The organism is Corynebacterium sp. (assembly GCF_012837295.1).
Taxonomy (GTDB): domain Bacteria; phylum Actinomycetota; class Actinomycetes; order Mycobacteriales; family Mycobacteriaceae; genus Corynebacterium.
Genome location: NZ_DURI01000150.1, coordinates 1 through 1,939, shown reverse-complemented (window position 1 = coordinate 1,939; position 1,939 = coordinate 1). Strand labels below are relative to the sequence as shown.

Annotated in this window: 1 protein-coding gene and 2 pseudogenes; 2 read left to right on the top strand and 1 reads right to left on the bottom strand. The window is 66.5% G+C overall.

What is annotated here, in order from left to right; translation table 11 throughout:
* Positions 1-635, top strand: a pseudogene (locus tag GX015_RS05150) (hypothetical protein); the annotation flags it as partial.
* Positions 636-705: 70 nt separating this feature from the next.
* Complete coding sequence (locus GX015_RS05145) at positions 706-1,605, top strand: siderophore-interacting protein (protein ID WP_291343304.1); 900 nt, start codon at positions 706-708, stop codon at positions 1,603-1,605.
* Positions 1,606-1,622: 17 nt separating this feature from the next.
* Here the strand turns inward: GX015_RS05145 and GX015_RS05140 are convergent.
* Positions 1,623-1,939: pseudogene (locus tag GX015_RS05140) on the bottom strand (hypothetical protein); the annotation flags it as partial.

Sequence of the window (1,939 nt, the reverse complement as noted above, 5' to 3'; positions counted from 1 at the left end):
GCACGGCGTTCATCGCCGGCGATGGCGAGAACAATCTCGGCGTGACGGCCACATGGAATTTGCAGTGCCTGTGTCAGCACCACCACAACCTCAAGACCAGCAAGCACTGGCGCGCAGTCATGCATGACGATGGGTCGGTGACGTGGGTCGATCACACCGGCGCAGCATTTGCCACGACGGTTCCGCATGGTCCGATCGCGCATGTGAAGCGGCAGACCTTCGATCAGCGGGCAACCAGGGTGGCGTCGACGATCCACCGGGACAACGAAGAAAAGCTGCGTGCCCAAGCCGATGCAGCCGAGGTGTTGAGGCGGGCGGAGATCGATGCGGCGCTGCGCAAGCACGCGAGGGAGACCAGGCGGTACGAGGAGGATCTGGCGGAGTTCATCGCCGGGCCGCTGAACTCCGCCGACCCGGACACCGCGGCGGAGGCGAGGGCGCTGGCCGACGCCGCCGATGATGGGTGGCCGACGGTCGACGACGAGTTGTGGTCGCGGCAGTCGGTGCCGGCGGGAGGGGTCTGGCGCTGGGGAAGCGAGGGGCCGACGTGCCGCAGGGCAAGCCTTGATGTGGACGGGTCGATGGTGCCGGTACCACCGGCGCCGCTGGGGCCGGACCCCTCAATCCCGTTCTAGCCATCCCCTTTTGGCGATCCCATTGCAATCACCCCATTCTCAACGAGCAAGGTTAGGCTATGGTTCCTTTATGGCTCGAATCACTTCCACGTTCACCGTCACCGCATCCGACCGGGTCTCCCCGACCATCCAACGGGTGCGCTTCGAAGTCTCGGACATCACGCCCTTCGTCGAGAGCCCGAACACCGACGCGTACGTGAAGCTGCTCTTCGCCGACCCGACTCCCACCAACTCCCGCACCGCCGGCACCGACAGCGCCGAAGGCACCGACGACGCTTCCGCTGCTCCTCCGACGATGCGCACCTACACCGTGCACTCGGTCGACGAGGACGACGCTTCGCTGGCGATCGACTTCGCGTTGCACGGCGATCTCGAGCCGGCAGCATCCGGTGAGAACCAAGACTCCGGAGATTCGACGTCCGACGCATCCGCCGTGGGCATCGCCTGCCGATGGGCCCTCTCCGCTCGCCCCGGCGATGTCATCGAAGCCCGCGGCCCCGGTGGCGCCTACTCCCCCGACCCCTCGGCCGTCCGCCATCTGATCTGCGGTGACGCCACCGCGATTCCGGCGATCGCCGCTGCGGTCAAGGCCCTGCCCGACGATGCGATCGCCGATGTCGTGGTCGAGGCGCCCGACTACGCGGACGTCGACCTCATCGACAATCATCCCGGCGCATCGATCACGCACGTGACCCCGGCCTCGGGCCCCGACGCGGCTCCCGGAGATGCGCTGGTCGAGATGACCACGGCGGTCGTCGGAAAGCTCGAGTCCCGGACGGGCTTCGATCCGGCCGGCGTCCAGGTCTTCGTCCACGGCGAAGCGAACGCGGTGATGAAACGCATCCGACCGATGCTGAAGGACGCCGGCATCCAGGTTCGCGGGGCCTCGATCTCCGGGTACTGGCGCGTCGGCCGCACCGAAGAGGGATTCCGCACGTGGAAGAAGGAAAACCGGCCCGACGAGGCCTGACGGTCCAGCTCATCCCGTCAGCTCATCCCGTCACTGTCCTCGACGCGATCGAACTGGTAGCCAACCACCGCATTATGCAAGGCAGGCGCGTCCGGTTCGACGGCGCGGAGACATGTGAGCAGCAACAATCGGCCGGGCGTCGGCTCGGTGCCCCAGACGGCGTCGTCGACGGCGAGGTCCTCCTTCGTCGGCGAGTGGAAATCGGTCGCCTTGTACACGAGCCACTTGCTTCCCGACGCCTCCGTGCGCACGCGCAACTCGTCACCGAGTTTGACGTTGAACTCCTGCTTCTGCGAGTCATAGACGTCATCGAAAACGCCCGGGATGCGGGTGT